Annotated in this window: 18 protein-coding genes and 2 pseudogenes; 14 read left to right on the top strand and 6 right to left on the bottom strand. The window is 73.7% G+C overall.

What is annotated here, in order from left to right:
• Nucleotides 1-7: 7 nt before the first annotated feature.
• Nucleotides 8-2,650 carry an SUKH-4 family immunity protein gene (locus tag ACGF5U_RS23170; protein WP_392715049.1) on the top strand — a complete coding sequence of 881 codons (2,643 nt, stop codon included), beginning with the start codon at nucleotides 8-10 and terminating at the stop codon, nucleotides 2,648-2,650.
• Nucleotides 2,651-2,720: 70 nt separating this feature from the next.
• Here ACGF5U_RS23170 and ACGF5U_RS23165 read toward each other — a convergent pair whose 3' ends face one another.
• Nucleotides 2,721-3,638 carry a hypothetical protein gene (locus ACGF5U_RS23165; RefSeq protein ID WP_392715048.1) on the bottom strand — a complete coding sequence of 306 codons (918 nt, stop codon included), beginning with the start codon at nucleotides 3,636-3,638 and terminating at the stop codon, nucleotides 2,721-2,723.
• Nucleotides 3,639-3,854: 216 nt separating this feature from the next.
• Between ACGF5U_RS23165 and ACGF5U_RS23160 the strand changes: the two genes are divergently transcribed.
• Nucleotides 3,855-4,346: a MarR family winged helix-turn-helix transcriptional regulator gene (locus ACGF5U_RS23160; RefSeq protein WP_392715047.1), complete on the top strand. Its 492-nt coding sequence runs from the start codon at nucleotides 3,855-3,857 to the stop codon at nucleotides 4,344-4,346.
• 64 nt (nucleotides 4,347-4,410) lie between these two features.
• Here the strand turns inward: ACGF5U_RS23160 and ACGF5U_RS23155 are convergent, their stop codons facing one another.
• Entirely contained in the window at nucleotides 4,411-5,868 is a 1,458-nt protein-coding gene (locus tag ACGF5U_RS23155) for an MFS transporter (protein ID WP_392715239.1), read from the bottom strand.
• A gap of 620 nt (nucleotides 5,869-6,488) precedes the next feature.
• Between ACGF5U_RS23155 and ACGF5U_RS23150 the strand changes: the two genes are divergently transcribed.
• The 3 genes from ACGF5U_RS23150 to mfd all read left to right on the top strand — a co-directional run bounded on the left by ACGF5U_RS23150 (nucleotide 6,489) and on the right by mfd (nucleotide 13,780).
• Entirely contained in the window at nucleotides 6,489-7,277 is a 789-nt protein-coding gene (locus ACGF5U_RS23150) for an ABC transporter ATP-binding protein (RefSeq protein WP_392715046.1), read from the top strand.
• The gene (locus tag ACGF5U_RS23145) at nucleotides 7,274-9,937 is read left to right on the top strand and encodes an ABC transporter permease (protein WP_392715045.1); all 2,664 of its coding nucleotides are present in this window, start codon (nucleotides 7,274-7,276) and stop codon (nucleotides 9,935-9,937) included. The genes ACGF5U_RS23150 and ACGF5U_RS23145 overlap by 4 nt, the downstream gene beginning before the upstream one ends.
• A 312-nt stretch (nucleotides 9,938-10,249) precedes the next feature.
• Nucleotides 10,250-13,780: a transcription-repair coupling factor gene (gene mfd / locus ACGF5U_RS23140; RefSeq protein WP_392715044.1), complete on the top strand. Its 3,531-nt coding sequence runs from the start codon at nucleotides 10,250-10,252 to the stop codon at nucleotides 13,778-13,780.
• Nucleotides 13,781-13,964: 184 nt separating this feature from the next.
• Here the strand turns inward: mfd and ACGF5U_RS23135 are convergent, their stop codons facing one another.
• Nucleotides 13,965-14,600: a TetR/AcrR family transcriptional regulator gene (locus ACGF5U_RS23135; protein ID WP_392715043.1), complete on the bottom strand. Its 636-nt coding sequence runs from the start codon at nucleotides 14,598-14,600 to the stop codon at nucleotides 13,965-13,967.
• A 103-nt stretch (nucleotides 14,601-14,703) separates the two neighbouring features.
• Here ACGF5U_RS23135 and ACGF5U_RS23130 point away from each other — a divergent pair, with 103 nt between their 5' ends.
• Genes ACGF5U_RS23130 through ACGF5U_RS23120 form a run of 3 tightly spaced genes read left to right on the top strand, consistent with a single transcriptional unit; the run spans nucleotide 14,704 to nucleotide 17,117 of the window.
• Nucleotides 14,704-15,591 (top strand): hypothetical protein, encoded by an 888-nt coding sequence (locus ACGF5U_RS23130; RefSeq protein WP_392715042.1) that lies wholly within the window; start codon nucleotides 14,704-14,706, stop codon nucleotides 15,589-15,591.
• 9 nt (nucleotides 15,592-15,600) lie between these two features.
• A complete protein-coding gene (locus ACGF5U_RS23125; protein ID WP_392715041.1) occupies nucleotides 15,601-16,323 on the top strand; it encodes an HNH endonuclease family protein in 723 nt (240 codons plus the stop codon).
• A 44-nt stretch (nucleotides 16,324-16,367) separates the two neighbouring features.
• Nucleotides 16,368-17,117, top strand: a complete 750-nt coding sequence (locus tag ACGF5U_RS23120; protein WP_392715040.1) for an N-acetyltransferase — start codon at nucleotides 16,368-16,370, stop codon at nucleotides 17,115-17,117.
• A 195-nt stretch (nucleotides 17,118-17,312) separates the two neighbouring features.
• Here ACGF5U_RS23120 and ACGF5U_RS23115 read toward each other — a convergent pair.
• Nucleotides 17,313-18,088, bottom strand: a pseudogene (locus ACGF5U_RS23115) (DUF4352 domain-containing protein).
• On the opposite strand from ACGF5U_RS23115, the pseudogene ACGF5U_RS23110 reads away from it, so the two are divergent.
• From ACGF5U_RS23110 to ACGF5U_RS23100, 3 genes and pseudogenes are all read left to right on the top strand, one after another.
• Nucleotides 17,984-18,217 (top strand): annotated as a pseudogene (locus ACGF5U_RS23110) (SAM-dependent methyltransferase); the annotation flags it as partial. The pseudogenes ACGF5U_RS23115 and ACGF5U_RS23110 overlap by 105 nt on opposite strands.
• Before the next feature lie 102 nt (nucleotides 18,218-18,319).
• Nucleotides 18,320-19,006 carry a hypothetical protein gene (locus tag ACGF5U_RS23105; RefSeq protein ID WP_392715039.1) on the top strand — a complete coding sequence of 229 codons (687 nt, stop codon included), beginning with the start codon at nucleotides 18,320-18,322 and terminating at the stop codon, nucleotides 19,004-19,006.
• Nucleotides 19,003-20,547: a protein kinase gene (locus tag ACGF5U_RS23100; RefSeq protein WP_392715038.1), complete on the top strand. Its 1,545-nt coding sequence runs from the start codon at nucleotides 19,003-19,005 to the stop codon at nucleotides 20,545-20,547. The genes ACGF5U_RS23105 and ACGF5U_RS23100 overlap by 4 nt, the downstream gene beginning before the upstream one ends.
• 110 nt (nucleotides 20,548-20,657) lie before the next feature.
• Here the strand turns inward: ACGF5U_RS23100 and ACGF5U_RS23095 are convergent, their stop codons facing one another.
• Nucleotides 20,658-21,503 (bottom strand): class I SAM-dependent methyltransferase, encoded by an 846-nt coding sequence (locus ACGF5U_RS23095; RefSeq protein WP_392715037.1) that lies wholly within the window; start codon nucleotides 21,501-21,503, stop codon nucleotides 20,658-20,660.
• Nucleotides 21,504-21,512: 9 nt separating this feature from the next.
• Nucleotides 21,513-23,981 (bottom strand): YfhO family protein, encoded by a 2,469-nt coding sequence (locus ACGF5U_RS23090; protein WP_392715036.1) that lies wholly within the window; start codon nucleotides 23,979-23,981, stop codon nucleotides 21,513-21,515.
• A 122-nt stretch (nucleotides 23,982-24,103) separates the two neighbouring features.
• On the opposite strand from ACGF5U_RS23090, the gene ACGF5U_RS23085 reads away from it, so the two are divergent.
• The 3 genes from ACGF5U_RS23085 to ACGF5U_RS23075 all read left to right on the top strand — a co-directional run bounded on the left by ACGF5U_RS23085 (nucleotide 24,104) and on the right by ACGF5U_RS23075 (nucleotide 26,257).
• Entirely contained in the window at nucleotides 24,104-25,111 is a 1,008-nt protein-coding gene (locus ACGF5U_RS23085) for a glycosyltransferase family 2 protein (RefSeq protein WP_392715035.1), read from the top strand.
• Entirely contained in the window at nucleotides 25,108-25,524 is a 417-nt protein-coding gene (locus ACGF5U_RS23080; RefSeq protein ID WP_392715034.1) for a GtrA family protein, read from the top strand. Before ACGF5U_RS23085 ends, ACGF5U_RS23080 begins: the two co-directional genes overlap by 4 nt.
• An 82-nt stretch (nucleotides 25,525-25,606) precedes the next feature.
• Entirely contained in the window at nucleotides 25,607-26,257 is a 651-nt protein-coding gene (locus tag ACGF5U_RS23075) for a SurA N-terminal domain-containing protein (RefSeq protein WP_392715033.1), read from the top strand.
• Nucleotides 26,258-26,259: the final 2 nt, after the last annotated feature.

Raw genomic sequence — 26,259 nt, 5'->3', positions numbered from 1 at the left:
GCTGGCTGTGGTGACGTTCGCGCAGGCGCAGGAGCGCGCGGAAGAGTGGGTGAACGGCGATGTGCCCGCGTATCAGCACCGTGAGGTGCGGGTGCGGGAGTTCGACCTGGGGTTCGTGGTGTGGGCGGAGGACCGTGCGGCGGGTCCTGTGTCGGATGGTGGGCGCCAGCGGCTGGTGATCGCGCGGGACAGCGGGGAGGCCACGCTGTGGCCGGGGCTGCCGGTGGGCGAGGTGATCCGCCGGTACGAGGAGGAGTACGGGACGCCGGAGGTGGCGCAGGCCGCGGCGCCCGTGCCGGAGCGGATCGACCTGAATCAGACGTCTTTTCTGCTGACTCCGCCGGAGTGGCTGCAGGACGCGGCCGACCGGATGGGTATCCCGGATCGCCGGGCGGGGGACGACGGGCCGCAGGGGCCGAGCGCCGAGTCGTCGGCGGACGTGCCGGTGCCGGCGGTCGCGGACGCGCCGGTGTCCGGCCCCGTGCCGGATTCAGGGTCGGATTCCGGGCCCGCTTCCGGGGCTGGTTCCGGGTTCGCTTCCGGGGCTGAATCCGGGTCCGGGTCCGGGGCAGATTTCGGGGCTGGTTCCGGGTTCGGGTCCGGGTCCGGGGGCGTCTCGGTCGATGAGCCCGGTGCCGCCGACGTGGTTCCCGCGCCGGCGACACCGGTGACGTCGTGGGACGAGGCCACCACGCGTACGGACGGCGACGACGGTTCGGTGCCGTTGCCCGCCACGGTGTTCGCGCCGCCGCTTTCGGGCGCGGACGACGACGACACGCCGCCGCCGTCGGTCGCGGCGGACGCGCCGACGGCGCTCATGCACGGCGGCAGCCAGCTTCCGCGTACGGCTGTCGCGCCCGCCCTCGACCCGGACGCGGTGCGCGCCGCCGACATCGCGGACGCGGCGACCAGCAAGGCCGCGCTGCCGCCGCGCGCGGCGCGGGGCGGTACGCGGGGCGGGGTCTCGACGACTCCGCCGCCGCCCGGTGCGCCGGGTACGCCCGGGGCGCGCCCCGCCGCGCCCGGTACGCCGCCGCCGTCGGGCCCGGGTGCTCCCGGTGCGCCCGCGGGGGGTTACGTGCCGACGCAGCTGGTGCCGCAGCTGGGCCCCGACGGCCCGACGCCGCCGGCCGCTCCGGTGCCGCCGGGTTCGACCCCCCCGCCGGGTTCGACGCCCCCGCCGGGTGCGACGCCGCCCGGTGGGAGTGTCCACCAGGCCGCGACGATGCTGGCGCATCCGGGCCAGGGCGGTCCCGGCGCTCCGCCGCCGCCCGGCCCTCCCGGGGCGCCGGGCACCCCGCTCGGCACTCCGACGGGCACCCCGCCCGGCCCTCCGCCGCCGCCCGGTTCGACGCCGCCGCCCGGTGGCGGTGCGCATCAGGCCGCGACGATGCTGGCGCATCCCGGTCCGGGTGGTCCGCCCGCGCCTCCGGGGCCGCCCGGTGCTCCCGGTGTCCCCGGTGCGCCTGCGGCTCCCGGTGCGCCTGGTGCGCCCGGGACTCCCGGTGGGGGTGTGCATCACGCGGCGACGATGCTGGCGCATCCCGGTCCTGGCGGGCCCGCCGGTCCGCCCGCGCCTCCCGGTCCGCCGGGACCGGCGCCGGCCGGGCCCGTGGCGCCCGTCCCGCAGGGGCCGCCGCCCGCGTACGGGTATCCGCAGCAGCATTCACCGGCCGGTCCGCCGACCGTCGGCCCCGGCTACCAGGCGGTGCTGCGCTATCGCGCGCCCGATGGCTCCGAGGCCCAGATCATCCGCCGTTCGGCACCCGGTACGCCGCACCCGGAGTGGCAGATCCTGCACGAGCTGCGGGCCATGAACGTGCCGCCGCAGCAGGTGCTGGAGCTGCACACCGAGCTGGAGAGCTGTGAGCTGCCCGGCGGCTACTGCGCCCGGATGATCCGGGAGACCTGGCCCCAGGCGCGGATCACGTCGATCGCCCCGTACGGGCGCGACCATGCGAGCCGTCAGCAGGGCATGCGGCAACTGATCGCCCACCAGGGTGAGTTGCACCAGGTCGCGGACGGTCCGGCGCGGCCGGCCCCGGTGCGGGCTCCGCTGCCGCCGGTCCAGCCGGCGCCGCCGATCCCGCCGGAGGGCATCGCGCAGGAGCTGGCGGGGGCGTTCGGGCCGGGCATCTGCCGGTTCGACCAGCGGGCGGTGTCCCGTCAGGGCGTGCCGGAGATGGTGGCGCGCACCCTGGTGTGGGCGGGGCTGCCGGCGGACTTCGGCCCGTTCTTCTGGGCGCAGCCCGCGCAGCCGGTCGTGCCGACGCTCGCCGAACTCGCCGCTCAGCGGCAGGTGCAGCCGGCCTCCGACGCGGGTTCCTACCTGGTGGTCGGCTCCGACTTCGGGCGGGCGATCTGCGTCCAGTACGGGACGGCGCACATCGTCGCCGTCCCGGTGGAGGCGGGGCCCGGGGGCCAGCCGGTGGCGCCCCAGTTCGTGAACAGCGGGCTGCCGGAGTTCACCCGGTGCCTGGCGCTGCTGGGCCGGATGTGGCGGCTGCGGTTCGGGCTGACGCCGGAGCAGGCGGGTCGCTGGACGGTCGACTTCCAGGCGCAGTTGGCGATGCTGGACCCGGCGGCGCTGTCGTCGCCGGAGAGCTGGTGGTCGGTGCTGCTGGAGCAGATGTGGGACGGGTTGCTCTGACCCGTCGGCGCCGCGCCCCCGTCCGTACGGCACTGTCCGTGCGGGCGGGGGCGCGCTCGTCGTTCCACGGTCAGCTCCCGGTGGCGTCGGGGGCGGTGGGCGCCGCCGCCACTCTGGCGAGGCTGTCGCGGATGCCTTCCTGACGGTCGATCAGGTCGGTGGTGCGGTAGCGGTGCGCGATCCGGTGTCTCAGCGCCGTCCGCGCGGCGCTCGGCGGCGCCGGTACGCCCGGGGTCTCGGCGTCGTACGGGTGACCGAGCGCCGCCGACTCCAGGGCGTGGCCGAGGCGGGCGTATCCCGTGGTCCTGCCGTCCCGGTCGACGGGCCAGACGCGGGCGGCGGTGTCGAGGGGGCCGGTGCCGTCGCCGACGAGGTACTCCCACGTGCCGAACCGGTCGAAGAACGTCAGGGACGCCTCCGGGTTGTGGCCGAGGGCCTCCAGGAAGCCGTTGACCGGGTCGTTGTCGGAGACGGGGCAGCCCGGCGGATAGGTGAGGCGAGGAGGATCGCCGCACAGCCACAGCGCCTGGGGGCCGCCGTGCAGAGGGTCGCCGTGCCCGGGGTCGCCGTGCCGGGGGCCGGCACGCTCGAACCCGATGAGCCGCTCCCCGTACGAGGTGAGGAACCCGGTGTCCCAACGGCCCCGGGTGAGCAGGCTGCTGATGACCTGGTACCCGTACGGGCCGTCACCGCCGACGCGGGTGCAGCCCGCCGCGAGGAGGTCGTCCTTCCACGCGCGGACGGCGGGCGACGTGCCGTGCGTGGCGGTGGCGAGGGTGAGGCTCAGGTTCTCCTGCACGGCCGCGAGGAGCCGGGCGCGCCCGCCGCGCGGGTCGAAGCCGGCGCCCGGGTCGGCGAGGTCGCGCCAGAAGGCCAGTGTGGCCTGCGCGCCGAGCCCCGTGGCGAACTGCTCGGCGAAGGCGGGATTGCCGCGCTGCCGCGCGGCGATGGCGTTGAACCGCCTCAGATCCGGATCCGTGTCTGTCATGTTCGGCGCGCCAATGGTCGTCGCCCCCCGGCTTCGCGTCGTCCGTGTGACTGTCTGTCATCCGATCGTCACGTGATCGTAGGACGGAGTGGCGTGCGGTCGCCAAAGGTGGCTGGATTACGGCGCGTCACAGGTCGCGGTGCGACTTGACCTCAACCTGACGTGAGGGCCGAGGGTGGTGTGTGCCGGAGGAACCCCGAGGCAGGGAGTGACGACATGGACGGGAAGAGCGGTGACGCCGCGCTCGCGGCGGAGCCGGTCGGCTACTGGACCGGTGCGGCCCAGCGCGAGATCGTCGGCTACATACGCCGGGAGATGGGGCGGCTCGGGCTGACGCAGCCGCAGTACTGGGTGCTGCGGCAGCTCTCCCCGGACGATCTGTCGCCCGACGGACAGGGCCTGACGACGGGCGAGTTGGCCGACCGGATGCGGACGTACCTGCGGCCGGAGGACGACCTGGAGGCGGACGCCGCCGATCTGGTCGCCCGGGGACTGGTCACCCGGGACGCGGACCGGCGGCTGTGGCTCGCCGACGCGGGCCGGACGGCCCACGCCCGGGTCAAGGCCCGGGTGCCGGCCGTGCGGGCACGCATTCACGACGGCATCGACGACGCCGACTACGCGACCGTGGTCAAGGTGCTGCGGCGCATGATCGACAACGTCGCCGAGCGAACCGCCGAGCGAACCGCCGAGCGAACCGCCGGGTGAACCGGCGTGCGAACCACCGGGCGAACCGGCGTGCGGACTCCGCCCCGTGATCCGATCCGTACGGTCAGGGCTCGTCGTCCGTACGGACCGGGAAGCGGCGCGGCGCCACCACGACGAGGACCAGCAGGGCGAGGGCCGCCGCTGCCGCCGCGCCGAGGTAGACGTGGTCGACGGCCGCGGCCACCGCGCGCCGCAGCTCGTCCGCCGCGCCCGCCGTCAGGGACGCGGGCGCGTCCAGGGCGCGGGCCACCGCGTCGAGGTCGCCGCCTGAGGCGCCGAGCCGGGACGTGAGCACCCCGTTCGCGACCGCCCCGAACAGGGCCGCGCCGACGCTCTGCCCGACCTGGCGGCAGAACAGCACCGACGCTGTCGTCGTGCCGCGTTCGGCCCAGCCCACCGTCGACTGGACGCCCACGATCAGCGGCAGTTGGAACAGGCCGAGCGCCGCGCCCAGGAGCAGCATCAGCACGGCGGGCTGCCAGGCCGCGCCGGGGTACGGCAGCAGCGGGAACGCCAGGAGCACCAGCAGGGCGAGGCCGATCCCGGTGATCGCGGTCAGCCGGAAGCCGATGCGCCGGTACACGTGGTGGGAGAGCGCGGCGCTCACCGGCCAGCTCAGGATCATCACCGACAGCACGAACCCGGCGGCCGTCGGCCCCAGGCCGAGCACGGACTGCGCGTACGTCGGCAGGAACACCGTCGGCGCGACCATCAGCAGACCCAGCGCGCCCAGCGCCAGGTTGACCGCCGCGATGGGGCGGCGCCGCCATACCCAGCCCGGCACGATCGGGTCGGCGGCCCGCCGTTCCACGGCCACGGTCACGGCGGTGAGCACCGCGCTGCCGCCGAACAGGGCCAGCGACGGCCAGGACAGCCACGGCCAGGCCACACCGCCCTGCACGAGCGCGGTCAGGAGCAGGGTGCAGGCCGCGAAGACCAGTACGGCCCCGGGCCAGTCCACGCGGGGCCGGGGCCGTGGCCGGGTCGCGGCCGTGCGGTCGCGCCCCGGTTCGACCAGGTGCCGGACGACCAGCCAGAGGGCGAGCCCGCCGACGGGGAGGTTGATGAGGAAGATCCAGCGCCAGTCCGCGTACGCGGCGAGCAGGCCGCCGATCGCGGGGCCCGCCACCGCCGACGTCGCCCACACCGTCGACAGCCGGGCCTGGATCCTGGGGCGCTCCTTCAGTGGGTACAGGTCGGCCGCGATGGTCTGCACCGTGCCCTGGAGCGCGCCGCCGCCGAGGCCCTGGACGACCCGGAAGGCGATGAGGGACGCCATGTTCCAGGCGGCCGCGCACAGCACGGAACCGATGAGGAACAGCACGATGCCGGCGATCAGGACGGGCTTGCGGCCGAAGGTGTCGGAGAGCTTGCCGTACACGGGGAGCGTGACCGTGACCGCGAGCAGATAGCCGGAGAACAGCCAGGAGAAGACGGAGAACCCGCCGAGGTCGCCGACGATCTGGGGTACGGCGGTCGCCACGATGGTCCCGTCGAGCGCGGCCAGCCCCATGCCGAGCATCAGCGCGGCGACGACCCGCCCCCGCCGCGCCGTCTGGTGACGCGCCGCCTCGGTCCGCGCCGCCTCGGGGCCCGTCGGCCCGGTACGCGTCGGCCCCGGACGGGCCGGGACCCCAGGGTGCGTGCCCTGGTCGTCACGCGCGGTTCCGGCGGCCGAGCGCCGTCCGGCCGCCGCTCGGTCACCCGCGCCGCCCGCCCTGTCCGCGCCCGCGCCCGGCGGCTCGGCCTCGTCCGCGCCGCTGCCCGCGTCGCCCTCGGCCTCGCCCGTGCCCTTGGCCTCACCCGCCCCCTTGGGCGACCATCGCCGAATCCTTTCCCCCTGCACGTATATGCGGAGGACACCTTCTCACCGAGGTGTCCGGGAGTACAGGGAGTACGAGGGATCCGGGGAGCCGGGGGGACCCACGCGACCTACGGGATCCACGGACCCACGGGATCCACGCGACCCACGGGATCCACCAGCCGGACGCCCCCTAGGGGAAAGTCCTTGGGTCCGACCGGGGTGGGGTCGTCCCCGCGGAGGACGAGGCGCAGGGGTGCGGTCCCTAGCGTGATGTCAAGGCCCTTGAGCGGCCCGTACCCCCCCACTTCGCGCCAGTTTTCCGACCGAGGAGACGTACCGTGACCACCGCTGTGACCATTCCCCAGGACGGGGGTACCGGAGGGCGGGCCGCCGTCGCCGCCCGAGCGCGGCAGATCGTCAAGGCCTACGGCGTGGGGGAGACCCGTGTCGTCGCGCTGGACCATGTCGATGTGGACATCGCCCGGGGGCGGTTCACCGCGATCATGGGCCCGTCGGGCTCCGGCAAGTCCACGCTGATGCACTGCCTCGCCGGACTCGACACGGTGACGAGCGGTGAGATCCACCTCGGCGCCACCGAGATCACCCGGCTCGACGACAAGAAGCTGACCCGGCTGCGCCGCGACCGGATCGGCTTCATCTTCCAGGCGTTCAACCTGCTGCCGACGCTGGACGCGCTGGAGAACATCACGCTGCCGATGGACATCGCCGGCCGCACACCGGACCCGGCGTGGCTGCGCCAGGTCGTGGAGACCGTCGGTCTGGCCGACCGGCTGCGGCACCGCCCCGCCCAGCTCTCCGGCGGCCAGCAGCAGCGGGTGGCGGTGGCGCGGGCGCTCGCGGCACGGCCCGAGATCGTCTTCGGCGACGAGCCGACCGGCAACCTCGACTCCCGGGCCGGTGCCGAGGTGCTGGGCTTCCTGCGCACGTCGGTGGACGAGCTGGGCCAGACCATCGTGATGGTCACCCATGACCCGGTGGCCGCCTCCTACGCGGACCGGGTCCTCTACCTCGCCGACGGGAGGATCGTGGACGAGATGCTGCGGCCCACCGCCGACGCCGTCCTCGACCGTATGAAGGCGTTCGACTCGCGGGGGCGTACGTCATGACCGTCCTGAAGACCTCCCTGCGCAACTTCCTCGCGCACAAGGGCCGTATGGCGCTGTCCGCCGTGGCGGTGCTGCTGTCGGTGGCGTTCGTCAGCGGCACCCTGGTGTTCACCGACACCATGAACACGACGTTCGACAAGCTCTTCGCGGTCTCGGCCGCCGACGTCACCGTGAGCCCCGCCGCCGCGGAGACCGGCGACGAGACGCCCGCGACGGGCCGGCCCGAGACGCTGCCCGCGTCGCTGCTGGAGCGGGTGAGGGCCGTACCGGGCGTGAGCGACGCCGAGGGCGTCGTCGCGTCGACGACGGTGACCGTCGTCGACGCGCGGAACAAGAACCTCGGCCCCACCGGCGGGGCTCCGACCATCGCGGTCAACTGGACGCGCAACGACCTGCGTTCCATGGAGGTCACCTCCGGGCACGAGCCGCGCGGCCCGACCGACGTGATGGTCGACGCCGACACCGTGGAGAAGCACGGTCTGAAGGTCGGTGACACCCTGCGGACGATCTCCGTCACCGGTGACTTCACGACGAGGATCTCCGGCATCGCCACCTTCAAGGTCACCAACCCGGGCGCGGCGGTCTTCTACTACGACACGGCCACCGCGCAGCGTGGACTGCTCGGCTCCGACGAGCTGTTCACCGATGTCATCGTCACCGCGGCGCCGGGCGTGGAGCACGAGCGGCTGAAGCGGGACATCTCCCAGGAGCTCGGTCAGGCGGCCGGGCAGGGCCAGGCGGCCGGGCGGACCGGAAAGGCCGGGCAGGCCGAAACCGCCGGGGAGGCCGGGAAGGGCCAGGCGGCCGGACCGTACACGCTGCGGACGCAGGCCGAGGCCGCCGACGCGGGGCGTGAGGACGTCGCCGAGATCCTCGACGTGATGAAGTACGCGATGCTCGGCTTCGCCGGGATCGCCTTCCTCGTCGGCATCTTCCTCATCGTCAACACCTTCTCGATGCTCGTCGCCCAGCGGACCCGGGAGATCGGCCTGATGCGTGCCATCGGATCGAGCCGCGGTCAGGTCAACCGGTCCGTGCTGGTCGAGGCGCTGCTGCTGGGCGTCGTCGGCTCGGTGCTCGGCGTGGCCGCGGGCGTCGGCCTGGCGATCGGGCTCATGGAACTCATGTCGTCCATGGGCATGGAGCTGTCCACGCAGGACCTGACGGTGAAGTGGACGACCCCCGCTGTCGGTCTGCTCCTCGGAGTCGCCGTCACCGTGTTCGCCGCGTACATCCCCGCACGCCGGGCCGGCCAGGTGTCGCCGATGGCCGCGCTGCGTGACGCGGGGACCCCCGCCGACGGCAGGGCCGGTCGCGTGCGCGGTGCGGTCGGCCTGCTGCTGACGGCCGTCGGCGCGGCCGCGCTGTGGGCGGCCGCCCGGGCGGACGAGGCGGCCCCTGGCTCGCTGTTCCTCGGTGCCGGCGTCGTCCTCACCCTGATCGGGTTCGTGGTGGTCGGCCCGCTGCTGGTCGGCGGGGTCGTGCGGGTGATCAGCGCCCTGGTGCTGCGGGTCTTCGGCCCGGTGGGGCGGATGGCGGAGCGCAACGCGCTGCGCAACCCGCGCCGTACGGGAGCGACGGGCGCCGCCCTCATGATCGGGCTCGCGCTGGTGGCGTGTCTGTCGGTGGTCGGCTCGTCCATGGTGGCCTCCGCCACCGAGGAGCTCGACCGGTCGGTCGGCGCGGACTTCATCGTCCAGTCCCCGACCCGTCAGCCGATCGTGCCGCAGGCGCAGGCGGCGCTGGAGCAGGTGCCGGGCCTTGAGCACATCACCGAGTTCACGGCCGTGGACGTCACCGTCACCGCCCCGGACGGGGCGACGGAGCGGCTAGGCGTCATCGCCGCCGATCCCACGTACGCCACGGACCTGCGCCGCGAGACCGTCGCGGGCGACCTGTCCGCCGCGTACGGCAAGGACGCGATGTCGGTCGGCGACGAGTACGCTGGGAAGCACGGCGTGCGGGTCGGCGACGCGCTGACGGTGGCGTTCGCGGGCGGGCGGACCGCGAGGCTGACGGTCGCCGCGATCGTCTCCGACGACACGAGCAGCGGCCAGGGCGCGATGTACACCAGCCTCACGACCGCCGGGCGCTACCTGCCCGCGGACCGGATGCCCGCGAACCTGGCGCTCTTCGCGAAGGCCCAGGACGGCAAGGAGGCGGAGGCGTACACGGCCCTCAAGGAGGCGCTGGCCGGCTACCCGCAGTACACGGTGCAGAACCAGACCGACTACAAGCAGGACCTGAAGGACCAGATCGGGCAGTTGCTGAACATCGTGTACGGGCTGCTCGCGCTGGCGATCATCGTGGCGGTGCTGGGCGTGGTGAACACCCTCGCCCTGTCGGTGGTCGAGCGGACCAGGGAGATCGGCCTGCTGCGGGCCGTCGGACTGTCGCGGCGCCAGCTGCGCCGGATGATCCGCCTGGAGTCGGTCGTCATCGCCCTGTTCGGCGCCCTGCTCGGGCTGGGGCTCGGCATGGGCTGGGGCGCGGCGGCGCAGAAGCTGCTGGCGCTGGAAGGGCTGGGCGTCCTGGACATCCCGTGGACGACGATCCTCACGGTGTTCGTCGGGTCGGCGTTCGTGGGGCTGCTGGCGGCGCTGGTGCCCGCGTTCCGCGCGGGCCGGATGAACGTCCTCGGCGCGATCGCCAGCGAGTAGCGGCAGACGGAGGAGGCGCACCCCACGGCCCCGGCGGACCCCACGGCCTCTGCGGATCCCCGCCGGGGCGGACCCCGCGGCCCCGGCGGACCCCACGGCCTCTGCGGATCCCCGCCGGGGCGCACCCCGCGGCCCCGGCGGACCCCCGCCGGGGCCGTGCGCGTGCCGTTCACCGGGGCGAGTGACGCGCCCACGTCGTAGGCTGGGGGAGCCCGGGCGTCGCGCCGGGACCCCCGGCACGTGAGACGTGTCGGGCTGTTCGCGTTGCCCGCGCCCATGAGCCTGCTCACGACCCGTAACGGATGGAAGTCCATGAGCCTGCACGGTCTGCTCGACGCCGTCGTCAAGGATGCCGCCCTCACCGAAGCGGTGAAGGCCGCGTCCGACGGCCGCCGGGCCCATGTCGACCTCGTCGGCCCGCCCGCAGCGCGGCCCTTCGCGCTGGCCGCGCTGGCCAGGGACGCCGGGCGGCCCGTACTCGCCGTGACGGCGACCGGCCGGGAGGCCGAGGACCTCGCGGCGGCGCTGCGCTCGCTGCTGGACCCGGACGCCGTGGTGGAGTACCCGGCCTGGGAGACGCTGCCGCACGAGCGGCTGTCGCCGCGCAGCGACACCGTGGGCCGCCGTATCGCGGTGCTGCGCAGGCTCGCCCACCCGTCGCCCGACGACCCGGCGGCCGGGCCGGTCCAGGTGGTCGTCGCGCCCATCAGGTCGGTGCTCCAGCCGCAGGTCAAGGGGTTGGGCGCCCTGGAGCCCGTCAGCCTGCGCACCGGTCGCAGCGCGGATCTGAACGAGATCGTGGAGGGCCTCGCGGCCGCCGCGTACCAGCGGGTGGAGCTGGTCGAGAAGCGCGGCGAGTTCGCGGTGCGCGGCGGCATCCTGGACGTCTTCCCGCCGACCGAGGAGCACCCGCTGCGCGTGGAGTTCTGGGGCGACGACGTCGAGGAGATCCGTTACTTCAAGGTCGCCGACCAGCGGTCGCTCGAGGTCGCCGAGCACGGCCTGTGGGCGCCGCCCTGCCGGGAGCTGCTGCTGACCCCGCAGGTGCGGGAGCGGGCGGCCGTGCTCGCCGATGCCCACCCGGAGCTGGGCGAGCTGCTCGGCAAGATCGCCGAGGGGATCGCGGTCGAGGGCATGGAGTCCCTGGCGCCGGTCCTGGTGGACGACATGGAGCTGCTGCTGGACGTGCTGCCGCAGGGCTCCATGGCCGTCGTGTGCGACCCCGAGCGGGTGCGGACGCGGGCGGCCGACCTGGTGGCCACCAGCCAGGAGTTCCTCCAGGCGTCCTGGGCGGCCACGGCGGGCGGCGGGGACGCCCCGATCGACGTGGGCGCGGCGTCCCTGTGGGGCATCGCGGACGTCCGGGACCGGGCCCGCGAGCTGGGGATGATGTGGTGGTCGGTCTCGCCGTTCGCGGCGGACGCGGAGCTGGAGCAGGACACGCTCACGCTGGGCATGCACGCCCCCGAGTCGTACCGCGGCGACACGGCGCGGGCCCTCGCCGACACCAAGGGCTGGCTCGCCGACGGCTGGCGTACGGTCTACGTCACCGAGGCGCACGGCCCGGCGGCCCGTACGGTCGAGGTGCTGGGCGGCGAGGGCATCGCGGCCCGTCTCGACGCGGACCTCACCGCCATCTCCCCGTCCCTGGTCCATGTCGCCTGCGGTTCGATCGAGTACGGGTTCGTGGACCCGGCGCTGAAGCTGGCGGTGCTCACCGAGACCGACCTGTCCGGCCAGAAGGCGGCCGGCAAGGACGGCCGGCGCATGCCGACCCGCCGCCGCAAGACGATCGATCCGCTCACCCTGGAGGCGGGCGACTACATCGTGCACGAGCAGCACGGTGTGGGCCGCTACATCGAGATGGTGCAGCGCACCGTGCAGGGCGCCACCCGCGAGTACCTGCTCGTGGAGTACGCGCCGGCCAAGCGGGGCCAGCCCGGCGACCGGCTGTACATCCCGACCGACCAGCTGGAGCAGGTCACCAAGTACGTCGGTGGCGAGGCGCCCACGCTGCACCGGCTGGGCGGCGCCGACTGGACGAAGACCAAGCAGCGGGCGAAGAAGGCGGTCAAGGAGATCGCCGCCGACCTGATCAAGCTGTACAGCGCCCGGATGGCCGCCCCGGGCCACGCGTTCGGCCCGGACACCCCGTGGCAGCGGGAGCTGGAGGACGCCTTCCCGTACGCCGAGACCCCCGACCAGCTGTCCACCATCGCCGAGGTGAAGGAGGACATGGAGAAGTCGATCCCCATGGACCGGCTGATCTGCGGCGACGTCGGCTACGGCAAGACGGAGATCGCGGTCAGGGCCGCCTTCAAGGCGGTGCAGGACGGCAAGCAGGTCGCGGTGCTCGTTCCCACGACGCTCCTCGTGCAGCAGCACTTCGGCACGTTCTCCGAGCGGTACAGCCAGTTCCCCGTCAACGTCCGCGCGCTGTCCCGGTTCCAGACCGACACCGAGGCGAAGGCCACCCTGGAGGGGCTGAAGGACGGCGGGGTCGACATCGTCATCGGCACGCACCGGCTCTTCTCGTCCGAGACGAAGTTCAAGGACCTGGGCCTGGTCATCGTGGACGAGGAACAGCGCTTCGGTGTCGAGCACAAGGAGCAGCTGAAGAAGCTCCGGGCCAACGTGGACGTGCTGACGATGTCGGCCACCCCCATTCCCCGTACGCTCGAAATGGCCGTGACCGGCATCCGCGAGATGTCCACGATCACCACCCCGCCGGAGGAGCGGCACCCGGTCCTCACGTTCGTCGGCCCGTACGAGGAGAAGCAGATCGGGGCGGCCATCCGCCGGGAACTGCTGCGCGAGGGCCAGGTCTTCTACATCCACAACCGGGTCGAGTCCATCGACCGGGCGGCCGCGCGGCTGCGGGAGATCGTGCCCGAGGCGCGGATCGCGACCGCGCACGGCCAGATGTCGGAGCAGACGCTGGAGCAGGTCGTGGTGGACTTCTGGGAGAAGAAGTACGACGTCCTGGTCTCCACGACGATCGTGGAGTCCGGCATCGACATCTCCAACGCCAACACGCTCATCGTGGAGCGCGGCGACAACTTCGGCCTGTCGCAGCTGCACCAGCTGCGCGGCCGGGTCGGCCGGAGCCGCGAGCGGGGCTACGCGTACTTCCTGTACCCGCCGGAGAAGCCGCTCACGGAGACCGCGCACGAGCGGCTCGCGACGATCGCCCAGCACACCGAGATGGGTGCCGGCATGTACGTGGCGATGAAGGACCTGGAGATCCGCGGCGCGGGCAACCTGCTGGGCGGCGAGCAGTCCGGCCACATCGCGGGTGTCGGCTTCGACCTGTACGTACGGATGGTGGGCGAGGCGGTCGCCGACTACCGGGCGTCCCTGGAGGGCGGTGTGGAGGAGGAGCCGCCGCTGGAGGTCAAGATCGAGTTGCCGGTCGACGCGCATGTCCCGCACGACTACGCGCCGGGCGAGCGGCTGCGTCTCCAGGCGTACCGGTCGATCGCCTCCGCGAACACGGAGGAGGACATCAGGGCCGTACGCGAGGAGCTCACCGACCGGTACGGCAAGCTGCCGGAGCCGGTCGAGAACCTGCTGCTGGTGGCGGGCCTGCGGATGCTGGCGCGGGCCTGCGGGGTCGGCGAGATCGTGTTGCAGGGCGCCAACATCCGCTTCGCGCCGGTGGAGTTGCGCGAGTCGCAGGAGCTGCGCCTGAAGCGGCTCTACCCGCGCACGGTCATCAAGGCCCCGGCGCGGCAGATCCTGGTGCCCCGCCCGACGACCGGCAAGATCGGCGGGAAGCCGGTGGTGGGGCGGGAACTGCTGGCGTGGACCGGCGAGTTCCTCACGACGATCCTGGGGTCGTAGCGCCGAGGGCCTGGCGGTCGCCCCGCGCGGCGGCCGACCCCGAGCGGTCAGGCGCATCGGGCCTCGTGCGGGGCGGCGCATCAGGCCCCTAGCGGTCCAGCGTTGCGGGTCCCGAGAGGTCCGGCGTATCGGGTCCCGCGCGGTCCGGCGCATCGGGCCTCGCACGGGGCGGCGCATCAGGCCCCTAGCGGTCCAGCGTTGCGGGTCCCGCGCGGTCCGGCGCATCGGGCCTCGCGGGGTCCGGCGGGCCGGGTGCGGGGGTGAACAGCAGTCCGGTGAGCGACCGGAAGACCTCCTCGGGGTCCCGGTCGCCCACCGGCCCGGTCAGGTTGTGGCTGAGCAGCAGTGTCGCGAAGCCGTGCGCGAGGGACCAGGCGGCGACCCCCGCCAGCCGGGCCTCCTCCTCGTCGTCGCGCAGTGCCGCGACACCGGCGACCGCCTCCCTGAGCCGGTCGCCGGCGCGGGTCCGGGCCGCGGCGAGGGCGGGGTCGTCGGGCCGGTGCAGGTCCGGCCGGAACATCACCTGGAAGTGGGCGGGGTGGCCGGTGGCGAAGCGCACGTAGCGGACGCCCGCGTCCCGCAGGTCCGTCGCGTCCGCGAGGCCGGACGCGAGGAGCTCGAAGCCCTCGGCCGCGATGGCGGTCAGCAGGCCCGCCCGGTCCTTGAAGTGGTGGGCGGGCGCCGCGTGGGAGACGCCCGCGCGGCGGGCCAGGTCACGCAGGCTCACGGCGCCCGGACCTTCGGCGGCGATCACGTCGAGGGCGGCGGTGAGCACTGCCCGTCGCAGATCGCCGTGGTGATAGCTGTGCCGACTGCTCATGGGGTCACCCTACGGTGCGCGGGCACTCATCTAGCCATTGACAAGTCCGGTCGGTCGCGAGAATCTTGTCAGTGACAAGATCAGGTGGGTGACAGGAGGCGTCATGGCCGTGGAACCGGCACGCGTACGACAGATGTGGCACATGCTCGAACCCCTGCACTCGGTGCTCTACTACGCGCCCGAGCCCCGGGAGGAGGCCGCGGCCCTCGGCTACGCCACCGACGAGATGTGGCCCTCCTACGTCGCCTTCCGGGCCGCGCCCCTCGGCCCCGTCGGCCCGGAACAGGTCGCGTCCGCCTTCTACAGCTTCAGCCCCGGGCTGGTCGACGGGCTGGTGCCGGCCGTCTGGGACACCGCGGCTCCCGGCGATGTCCTGGCGGCGCGGCTCCGGGGCGTGGACCGCTTCTACCGGCGCCTCATCGGCGACGACGGTGTCCGCGCCGACGCCATCGCCGAGGCGGCCGGTCTCGCCCGGCGCGCGGCCGAGGCCGCCGTCCACGCCGGCCGGCCCCTCGCCGCCGCCAACGCCGCCCTGCCCTGGCCCGACGCGCCGCACCTCACCCTGTGGCAGGCCGCGGCGATCCTGCGCGAGCACCGGGGCGACGGCCATATCGCCGCGCTCCTCACCGCCGGGCTCGACCCGGTGGAGGCGCTCGTGTCGTTCGCCGCCGTCGGCGCCGCTCCCACCGCGAGGTTCGCCAGCCGGGGGTGGGGCGAACCGGCGTGGTCGGCGGCCCGTGAGCGGCTCGCCGAGCGGGGGCTCGTGACGGCGGACGGCACCGCGACCCCGGCCGGCCGGGAGCTGCGCGACGAGGTGGAGCGGCGGACGGACGCACTGGCCGCCGGCCCCTGGCAGGCCCTCGGCGACGCGGACACGGCCCGGCTCGCAGAGCTGCTCGGCGACCTGTGGATCGCGGTGATCGGCACCGGACTCCTGCCGATGGAGAGCACCCTGGGGATCACCACCGTCAAGACGCCGGCGCCCGCATAGGATTCCGGGGTGCCCGCCTCGACGAAGACCACCGCCCCCCGCCGCACGACCGGCCCCAGGGCCCTGGCCGCGCTGACGCTCGCCGCCGCACTGGCCCTGTCCGGCTGCGTGGAAGGCCAGGGCGGCCGGGGCGGGGGAGCCCAGGACGGGACCGGCGCGAACGGCACCGGCGGCCCGGCGCTCGCCGCCGTCGACACCCTCGCCGTCAAGGGCCGTGCTCCCAGGACCGGTTACGCGCGGGAGAAGTTCGGCCGCGCGTGGGCGGACGTCGACGGAAACGGCTGCGGCACCCGGGAGGACATCCTCCGGCGGGACGCGACCGACATCACGTACAAGGACGACAAGCGCTGCAAGGTGGCGCGCGGGGTCATAGCCGCCGACCCGTACACCGGCAGGCGCATCGCGTTCCGGCGGGGCGACGGCAAGGTCGACATAGACCATGTCGTCGCCCTCTCCGACGCCTGGCAGAAGGGTGCCGGGAAGTGGGACGCCGGCAAGCGGCTCCGGTTCGCCAACGATCCGCTGAACCTGCTCGCCGTCGACGCGCCCGCCAACCGCCGCAAGGGCGACGGCGACACCGCGACCTGGCTGCCGCCCGCCAAGGCGTACCGCTGTGCGTATGTGGCCCGGCAGGTCGCCGTGAAGAAGAAGTACGGGGTGTGGGTCACGGCCGCCGAACGGGACGCGATGAAGCGTGTCCTCGGTACCTGTCCCGAGCAGCGCCTGCCCTGAGAAACCGGGTGGGCCGGACCGGACCGGCTGGCTAGCCTGCCCGTATGGAGCTGACGATCTTCACCCTCGCCGAGCGGCCGGACCTGGAGGACGCCATGTGGCGGATGCCGCACCGCTGGCCGGAGTTCATGCGCCACGACCCGGTCGCGGACATCGCCTACCTGTGGATGGTCACCGAGATCCCGGAGTACGCGCGGGTCGCGGTCGACGCCACCGGGACCGTGGTGGCGCGCTCGTTCAGCGTGCCGTTCGCGTCGGCCGCCGACGGCCGGGACGGCAGGCTGCCGGCGAAGGGCTGGGACCAGGTGCTGCTGTGGGCGATGGACGACGCGCGGGAGGGCCGGAAGCCCGACACGGTCAGCGCCATCGAGATAACCGTCGCGCGGGAGGCCCTCGGGCGCGGCCTTTCGTCGCGGATGCTGACCGCGATGCGCGACGGCGCCCGGGAACGCGGCTTCGGCGAGGTCGTCGCACCGGTCCGGCCGAACGGCAAGCCCCAGGAGCCGTACGCGTCGATGGCCGAGTACGCCTTCCGCACCCGTCAGGGGGACGGGCTGCCGTACGACCCGTGGCTGCGGGTCCACGTGCGGGCGGGCGGCGTCATCGACTCGGTGGCCCCCGCCTCCATGACGATCGCCGACTCCGTGGAGCGGTGGCGCGAGTGGACGGGGCTGCCGTTCGACACGGACGGGCCGGTGGAGGTCCCCGGCGCGCTGGCCCCGGTGCGCTGCGAGGCGTCCCAGGGCCACGCCGTGTACGTGGAGCCCAATGTGTGGGTGCGCCACCGGCTGTGAACCGGCCGCCGAACGGCGCCGGTCGGTCTGCCACCCCTGCGCAGGGCCGCCGAACGGCGGGAAGGGGCCGAAGCCCCTTCCTCCCCTGAGCCGTCCGCACCCGGGAGTCGCCCGACCGTGCGCGTCGGCCCCTTGGATCATTCCCCCCCCGGGTCAGGATCCATGGGGCAGGGCGCACGGGTCGTTCTCCGTGGGTCAGAGCTTCAGTTCCCACTGCTGGTCATCGTGCTCCACTCCGGGGCTGACCTCGATGGTCAGGGTCTTCGCGTCGGCCGGGACCGAGAAGGCGAACGTCACGGTGGCCTTCTTGCCGGGCAGGACCGAACCGCTGAAGCCCTTGCCGACCGTGTCGTCGTAGATCTCCTCGGCGGCCACCCCGTCCTTCCCCGCGCGGCCTCCAGGGTGACCAGGTCGGCGCCGAACTTCTCCTTGCCGGCGTTCTCGATGACGACGGTGACCTCGTACGCCTTGTTGCCTTCCGTGTGGCCCGCGGCGGTGTCGCTCGGCTTGAACGGCTTGGCCGCGGAGACCGTGACGTTCAGGTCGTCGTCATAGACGAGGGTGTCGTCGGCGGCCAGGAGCTCCGGGACCTTCTCCTTCTCCTTGTCCGTGCCCGCGCCGGTGCCCTTGTCCGCGCCGTCGGCCTTGCCGGCACCGGTCGTGGTGTCCGACGGGGCGGTGCTGCTGATCGCCTTGTCGATCTCGTCCACGGCGTCGCCCACGGCCTTGAACGTGATGACCGCGCCCACGACGGAGAGGACCAGCGCGGCCAGGCCGAGGATCAGGGCGATCAGGCCGAGGATGCCCGCCGGCCAGAAGAACAGCGGGATGAGGCCCGAGACGGTGCCGATGATGCCGAGGATCAGCGCGGCCGTGCCGAGAATCAGCGGCAGGCCAGCAGCTACGCGTCCACCGCCAGCCGGCTCGACGTGCGGCGCCTCCAGCTGCCCAGGCTGCTCCTGGCCGAACAGCGGCGGTACGGCGAGCGGTTCCGGGCGCTCGCCGAGTTCGAGTGGGCGCTGCGCCGGACGAGCCGGCTCGGGGAGCAGCTGGTCCGCGGTATGTACGACGGGCTCACGGACGGCACCCTGGAGGCGTGACGGAGGGGCACGGTTCCGTACGACCCTGGGGGCGTCGTCGGTGTCGGTGTATACGCTCGACCCCGTATCCTCCCGTGTCCCCGACGGTCCTCAGGAGCAGCCATGTACGGCCAGGGCTTCGTGCCACCGCAGCCTCGTACGCCGACGCACGTCATCGTGTGGCGCGTACTGTTCGCGGTGCTGCCGCTGCTGAGCCTCGGCCTGCTCACGTGGGCCACGGTGCTGCGGCTGGCCGTCGTGACGCGCCGCGCGCTCGACTGGGTCCTGTTCGGCGTCTCCGTGGCGATCACGATCGTGTGCGCCGCGCTCGTTCCCGACGACATCGAGACCACGCGGGCGGACCTCGCGGTGGGCGGGATCCTGCTGAACGCGGCGCTGTTCACGGGCTACTTCCTGTACGCCGACATCCGTCACCACGACCGGTGCGGCGGTCGTCCGGCCGCCTCGCCGTACGCCCTGACGTATCCGGGGACGGCGGGCGGCGGGTACGGATACCCCCACGCCCAGACCCAACCGCAGGTCCACCCCCAGACCCAACCGCAGGTCCACCCCCAGCCCCGACACCAACCGCAGCAGCCCCAGACCCACCCCCACACCCAGGCCCAGCCCCCGTCCCGTCCGCACCCCTGGCCGCCGGTCCTCCCTCAGCCCTACGGGAACGTGGCCCAGCCCACCCCCTCCACCCCGCCGCAGCCGCAGCCGCAGGCCCCCGGCTCCCCGCGCATCCGCCAGGTCCGCGCCGAACTGGACGAGCTCAGCGATCTTCTGCGTAAGGAAGAGGGCAAGTGAACGGACGGGTCATCACCGGCCGTTACGAACTCTCCACCGTCATCGGCCAGGGCGGCATGGGCCAGGTCTGGACGGCGTACGACCGGCGGCTCGACCGCCGCGTCGCCGTCAAACTGCTCCGTCCCGACCACATGGCGGCCGCCACCGCCGCCGAGGAGATGCGCCGCCGCTTCGTCCGCGAGTGCCGCGTCACCGCACAGGTCGCCCACCCGGGACTGGTCACCGTCCATGACGCGGGCAGCGACGGCGACGACCTGTACCTGGTCATGCAGTACGTCGAGGGCGCCGACCTCGCCGACCACCTCGCCGAGCACGAGCCGTACCCCTGGCCGTGGGCCGTCGCCGTCGCCGCGCAGCTCTGCGCGGTGCTCGCCGCGGTGCACGCCGTGCCGATCGTCCACCGTGACCTCAAGCCCCGCAACGTGATGGTGAAGCCGGACGGCACGGTCACCGTCCTCGACCTCGGCGTGGCCTCCGTCATCGACATGGACACCACCCGCCTCACCCATACCGGATCACCGATCGGGACGCCCGCCTACATGGCGCCGGAGCAGGCGATGGGCGGTGCCGTCGGCCCGTTCACCGATCTGTACGCGCTCGGGGTGCTGCTTCACGAACTCCTCAGCGGCACGGTTCCCTTCGCCGGTTCCACCGCCCTCGGCGTCCTCCACCGCCATCTCTACGAGCCGCCGGTACCCGTCCGCCGGCTGCGCCCCGAGGTCCCCGACGCCCTGGAGGCGCTCGTCCTGCGGCTGCTGTCCAAGGACCCCGGGCACCGGCCGTCCGGTGCGCAGGAGGTGTACGAGGCGCTCGCACCGCTGCTGCCCGTCCGCGGCGGCGGCACCCCGGCGGGTCCGCTCGACCCGACGCGTCCGTTCCTGCGGCCGCTCGCCCCCTGGCCGGATCGTGCCGCGGCGCCCGGTGCGGCGCCCGTACCGCCGCCCGTGCCGCCCGTGCCGCCCGCCGTCGGCCGTCCCGACGTGGCGGCCGCCGTCGACGACGTCAAGAGGCTCCTCGGGGAGGGCCGGATCACGCAGGCGGTCGACATCCTCGGCGCGATCCTGCCGGCGGCCGCCGCCGAGCACGGCGAACGGTCGGCCGTCGTCCGTATCCTGCGCAAGCAGTACGCGACGACGCTGATGGACGACGGCCAGTACCGCCGGGCGCTGCCCGAACTGCGCCGCCTCGCCGACGACAGGGAGGCCGAGGCCGGCCCCGGCGACCCGCAGACGCTCCAGTACCGCTACGACGCGGCCCAGTGCCTGGAGCAGCTCGGCGAGTCGGCGGCCGCCCTCGCCGAATACCGCGCGGTCCTGCCGTACTTCGAGAGCGGTGGGCCGTCCGGCCAGGACCTGACCAGGGCGTTCGACATCCGGCACCGCATGGGGCACCTGCTGCTGACGATGGGCGACCACACCGCCGCCTACCAGCAGTTGCAGACCCTGCTGTACGACACGGAGCGTGCGTACGGCCCGTACCATCCGCTCGCGGCCGAGCTGCGCCGCGCACTCCAGCGGCAGCAGGAGATGCGCGGGGTATAGCGGACCGGCCGTGCTCCGGCCGCCACCGGCCTCCGGGGCCGTCACAGCGCGACACCGTCATGCCACCCCGGGGCGTCGCGCCGCCCCGGGCCGCCACACCGACCAGACCGTCACGCCGCCCGGCAGTACGCGGAGTCCGCGACCCGGCCCAGGAGCGTGAGCCCGGCGGTGGGGGCCGCGGCCGTCGGCGCGGCGTCCCCGGCCAGGACGACGACCGCGCCGTGCGCCGCGAGCCGCCGCACCTGCGCCAGGTCCGGTTCCGGGGCGCCGCCCGGCCCCCGGCCGTGGCCGTTCACCACGATGACGCCGTACCTGCGGTCGCCGACCCGGTCGCGGACCTCCGCGTCGTCGAGGCCGCCCCGGACGAGGCGGGCACCGGGCGAGGAAGGCGCGCCGCCCAGCGTCAGGTTGGCCCGTACCGTCTCCTCCCGGGTCGGCGGGCCGTCCAGCGGATCCACGATCGTCAGCCGGGCCTCCACCCCGTCGCGGCGCAGTATGCGCTGGAGCGCCGCCGCGAACAGTCCGTGTCCGGTGCCGATCTCCAGCACCTCGCCGTTCGGCGGGGTGAGCAGCGGCACCGCCGCCAGCCGCCCGCACACGTCGGACACCGACCCGCTGAGCCCGCCCGCACCGAGCGCCTCCAGCGCGACGAGATGGCGGTAGGCGACGGTCACGTCCCGCCGCACGTGCTCGTCGCGCTCCCCGGCGAGGACGCGGACCTCGTGCACCAGGGTGTCGACCTGGGTGGCGGTCGGCATCCGGTGCCCGTCCCGGCCGGCCTGACCCAGCAGCAGGGACAGCCCGTAACTCTGCCGGCGCAGGTCGGCCATCTGGTGGTGCAGGGCGTCGAGGTCGGACTGGAAGGCGTGGGTGGCACGCTCCAGACGCTGCTCGATCAGCGTGAACGCGGGCCGCAGAACCCGCTTCGCCAGCCGGTTGCTCAGGAGAGAGGGCATGCCGTGAAGCTACGCCGCGCCCGCCTTCGCACGGGCCACGGCTCGGTGCTGTACGGGTGAAGTCTTGGTGGCGTCCGGGCGACGCGGCCGACGGCTGCGCCATCCGGGGAACACCACGACTCCCGCCAGCGCCACCAGGGCGACCGCGCCCACGGCCGTGCCCGCGCGCAGCCCCGGCGGCCGGAACGCGCAGGTGACGGTCCGAGGCCCGGTGTCCGCGCCCTCCCCCTCGCCCAGTTCGACGGCGACCAGGCCCAGGTACGAGCCGGCCGGGCGGCCCTCGCACTTCCAGCCCGCGATCCGGGGCGCGGCCAGCACGGCTGTGCCGCGCGCGCCCGGCGGCAGCTCGGCGCGCACGCCGTCGCCGGTGACCCGCACCGCGACCGCGCCGGTCGCGCGCAGCCCGGCGACCGCGGCGGCGAGCCGGTCCCGGTCCAGGCAGCCCACGCTTCCGTCGGGCACCGCGCCACGGCCCTCCAGCCGCACCGTGGCGCCCGCCTCCCGCTGGACGCCCAGCGGGGTCATGGGCGCGCGCCGCCTGGGCAGCCCGCCGCGCAGCTCCACCGGGCGTCCGCCGTCGCCGAGGCGCGCCGTGCCGGTGACGTCGGGCGCCCAGACGAAGACCTCGCTGCCGACCGGGCACGCGCCGTCCGCGGGGAGGTCGTAGACGCGTGACCCGAGCAGCAGTTCCTGGTTGTGGAACGGTGAGGCCCCGTACCGGAGTTCCCGTCCCGACGGACGGACCGTCACCAGCGGCGGCGGTTCGCTCGTACGGGTGAGCGAGCCGTCCCGCCAGCGCGCGCCGACCGCGAACAGCGCGTCCGTGACCGGGTTGTCCAGGCTCTGCAGGTTCCGGCCGTTCGACGTCCAGCCGCCGCCCAGCGCCGCCAGCGTCCGCGTGAGCACGTCCGGGGTGTGACTGCTGTAGTAGGCGGCGCCCTGCCCGCCGACCAGCAGCGGATCGTTCCCGGTGAGCTGCGGTCGCCCGGGGTCGGTCCGGTGGCGCGGCCAGCCGTCGGCGCGGGCCACCGCCGCCGCCCGCGCCTCGTGCGCCGCGCCCCATGCCGGGTAGTCGTCCAGCCGCCGGAGCCGCTCCCGGTCGGCGTACGCCGTGGTGGCGGCGGCCTGCCCGACGAGCGCCCCCGCCAGCACCAGGCCCCCGGCCACCCGGAGAACCCGCCGTCCCCGTCCCCGCCGCAGCAGCGCCACCGCCGCGACCGCGCCCGCGAGCCCCGCGCCGAACAGGGCGTACGCCGGGCCCGTCACCAGGGCGCTGGGCCCGGCGGCGGCGGCCACCGCAGCCAGTACGGCGCCGCCCCCGAGCAGGGCCCGGGGGCCCGGCCAGCCGTGGGAGACACCGGTCCACGCGGCCATGACCACCACACCGGCCAGGACGAACGTCTGCCGGTACGGGCTGCCGTTGGGCGTGGCGAACACATGCCACACCAGGTGGGTCGGCTCCCACTGCGCCGACAGCAGCACCCCCGCCACGAGGCCCGGCCACACCCACCGCTCCCGGCGCGGCACTCCGCCGTGGAAGGCGAGCGCCGCCGCCAGCAGCAGGGCGCCCGTCCCGAGGAAGACGGCCGGGGTGAAGAAGCTGTACGTCGCGGGAAGCGCGCGTGCGGCCACGTCCGTCCAGTCCGCCGCCTGGAACGACCGCGTCCAGCCGGGGTAGGCGTGCCGGGAGCCGAGGAACACCGGGACCAGGACCGGCGCGGCCAGCCCGACGCCCAGCAGCACCGTCCCGGCGGCCTGGCCCAGGACGCGCGGCCGTGCCCCGCCCCGCGCGAGGAGCACCAGCGCCGCGCCCAGCGTCGCCATGTAGGCGGTGTAGAAGTTGGCCACCCAGACGGCACCGACGACGACCGGCCCCAGGGCCCGGTGGCGGCCGTCCCGTACCCACTCGCCGACCAGGCACAGCAGCGGGAAGGCGATGAGCCCGTCGAGCCACATGGGGTTGTACGACGCCTCGATCACGGACCAGCCGCACAGCGCGTACGAGGCGCCGAGCACTCCGGCGCCCCACCGGCTCCCCGGGCGCTGGGCGAGCAGCAGCAGCGTCATGACGGCGGCGGCCGTGCCCGTCTTCAGCACGCCGATCACATACACGGCCAGGTCGATCCGGTCGCGCGGGAAGACCCCGACGAGCAGGGCGAACGGGCTCGTCAGATAGGTGCCCAGATCGGGCAGGAAGCTCGTTCCGAACCCGGACGCCCAGTTGAGGAACAGGCCGCCGTCGGCCCGTCCGTGCAGCAGGTCCCACAGCCGGGCGTGGAACGGCACGAACTGGTTGCCGAGGTCGTTGACGCTCCGCGTGTGCGGTCCGAAGGGGAACGTACGGGCGACGGCGTCTCCGGCGCAGACGGCGAGGGCCGCGAGCACGGCGGCGCCCGCGCAGGCACCGCGACGCGCACGCGCACGCGGACCGGACCGGAGGCCGGACGGGCGCCGGGAAGGGGTTCGGGAAGCGGCCACGTGCCGAATATGCCAGCGCGCGGCGGGAAATCCACGGGCCGCCGAACCAGTTCACGCAATGGTCGACTGCCCGCCACGGAAGGAGTCCACCGGCGACACGCACACCCGCTGTCGTTTCTTCCGTGCTGATCTCGATAGTGGTGCCCTGTTACGACGAAGAAGAGATCATCGACCGGTTCCACGCGCACGTGACCGAGGAATTCTCCCGCCTCGGCGCGGAGACGGCGGCCGAATTCGAGCTGGTCTATGTGGACGACGGAAGCGGGGACCGCACACTCCTCCTGCTCCAGGAGCTGGCGGCCGGCGATCCCCGCGTCCGGTACGTCTCCTTCAGCCGGAACTTCGGCAAGGAGGCGGCGATGCTCGCCGGGCTGCGGCACGCGGCGGGCGACGCCGTCGTCATCATGGACGCCGACCTGCAGCACCCGCCCGAGCTGGTGCGCCGCATGCTCGAACTCCACGCCGACGGGTACGACCAGGTCGTCGCCCGCCGTACCCGCAAGGGCGACCGGGTGACCCGTACGGCCACCGCCCGTGCCTACTACTGGCTCATCAACCGGTTCGTGGACGTCGAGCTCGTGGACGGCGTCGGCGACTTCCGGCTGCTGTCCCGCCGTACCGTCGACGCGGTGCTGTCGCTCACCGAGTACAACCGTTTCTCGAAGGGCCTCTTCGCCTGGGTCGGATTTCCCACGGCGACGTTCGCCTACGAGAACGCGACGCGCGAGCAGGGCCGCTCGAAATGGAGTTTCGGGAAACTCCTCAACTACGGTCTGGACGGGTTGCTCTCCTTCAATGACAAACCGCTGAGAGCCGCTCTCTACCTCGGTCTGCTGCTGGTCTCGGCCGCCGGGCTCTATGCGACGTGGATCGTCGGCGACGCCCTGCTGAACGGCGTCGAGACCCCCGGATATGTCACTCTTCTCGTGACGGTCACGGCACTCGCCGGAGTGCAGATGGTGATGCTGGGGCTGGTCGGGGAGTACGTGGGCCGCATCTACTACGAGGTGAAGCGGCGCCCGCACTTCCTGGTCAAGGCGACCAACGCCACGGCACCACGGGCACCACGGGCGCCGCAGGAGCCGCAGGAACCGCAGGAACCATCCCCAGGGGAGCTCGTACGACGATGACCGTCCGTGGCCAGATCGCCAGGTTCGCGCTGGTGGGCGTGGTGAACACCGCCACGTACTACGGCCTTTACCTCCTCCTCCTGGCGGTCGGCCTGCCGTATGTGGCCGCGCACGTCATCGCCTTCCTCCTCGCCATGGTGGGCTCCTTCTTCCTGAACAGCCGGTTCACCTACCGGACCCGCCCCACCTGGCGGAAGTTCCTGCTGTTCCCGCTCACCAACGCCGCCAACTTCGTGATCACCACGAGCGGCGTGTACCTCCTGGTCGACGTCGCGGGCTTCTCCAGCCGGTACGCGCCGCTGATCGCCGCGGCGGCGGCCATCCCCATCACGTTCGTCGTCTCCCGGACGATCATGTTGCGCCCCGAGACCCCCCGGGACCGTGACTCGTTGGCAGAAGTAACTCCGAAGTAGTGGCCTGGGCCACGACCACTGCCTACCATCGATCACCGCACGGTCGTTCCCACTGACGCACGACCCACGCCGGGAGGCCCCCTTGCACCGCCGCCGTCGCACCGCGCTCTCCTTGTCCGCCGCGCTCATGGCCGCGGCCCCGCTGCTCACCGCCTGCGGCAGCGACGCCCACCCGGGTGCCGCGGCCGTCGTGGGCGGCGACCGGATCGAGGTGGGCGCACTCCAGGCGCAGGTCAAGGACGTACGCGCCGCCCAGCAGGCGTCCCCGCAGGCCGAGCAGCTGATCAAGGCGACCGGCGACCTCAACCGCGAGAAGCTCAACAGCATGATCTTCGACCGGGTCGTGGAGCGCGTCGCCTCGGACGCGGGCGTCACCGTCACCCGCAAGGAGATCCAGCAGACCCGGAAGACCGCGGCCGAGCAGAGCGGCGGCGACGAGCAGCTCGCCGCGATGCTGCTCCAGCAGCAGGGCGTCGCCCCCGACGAGATCGACGCCGTGGTCCGCCGGAACATCCTCATGAACAAGGTCGCCGACAAGCTCGGCGTCACCAACAGCCCGGAGGGCCAGCGCAAGCTGACCGAACTGTTCACGGCCGCGTCGAAGAAGCTGCGCATCGACGTGAACCCGCGCTACGGCACCTGGGACGACACCAAGATCCAGCTCGGCCGGTACAGCGCCCCCTGGATCCGGCAGGTCACCCAGGACGCGGAGGCCGCGCCGACCGGGATGTAGGT

The sequence above is a fragment of the Streptomyces sp. NPDC047886 genome (assembly GCF_043204435.1).
Taxonomy (GTDB): domain Bacteria; phylum Actinomycetota; class Actinomycetes; order Streptomycetales; family Streptomycetaceae; genus Streptomyces.
Note: the sequence above shows the minus strand (reverse complement) of the source record. Positions and strands in the feature narration are given on the sequence as shown.